The organism is Idiomarina sp. ST10R2A5 (assembly GCF_051842325.1).
GTDB classification, from domain to species: domain Bacteria; phylum Pseudomonadota; class Gammaproteobacteria; order Enterobacterales; family Alteromonadaceae; genus Idiomarina; species Idiomarina abyssalis.
Map to the genome: position 1 here is coordinate 1 of NZ_JBNIEX010000050.1, position 258 is coordinate 258.

Genomic DNA, 258 nt, shown 5'->3' on the forward strand with positions numbered 1-258 from the left:
GGGCGGCGGCGCTGGACCGGCTGTCGGTCGAGACGATAGAACTGCTCGAGACGGCGAGTCGGATCGTAGATGCGGGGCTCTACTATGATCGGGTCGAGTCGGTCGACCGCGTCGAGACCCAGGAACGGGTGTACGACTTGACGGTCCCGAAGACTCGGAATTACGTCGCCGGCGAGGTCCCAACCGTGATGCACAACACCACCTCGGCAACGGCGATCGCCCGCGAGATCTACGGCGACGACTGGCGCGGGAACTTCC

1 protein-coding gene is annotated in these 258 nt (G+C 65.1%); it reads left to right on the plus strand.

Annotation, left to right across the window (positions count from 1 at the left end):
- Positions 1-258, plus strand: a 258-nt coding sequence (locus tag ACP7FG_RS13085; RefSeq protein WP_439226640.1) for a hypothetical protein, incomplete at both ends; no start/stop codon positions are given.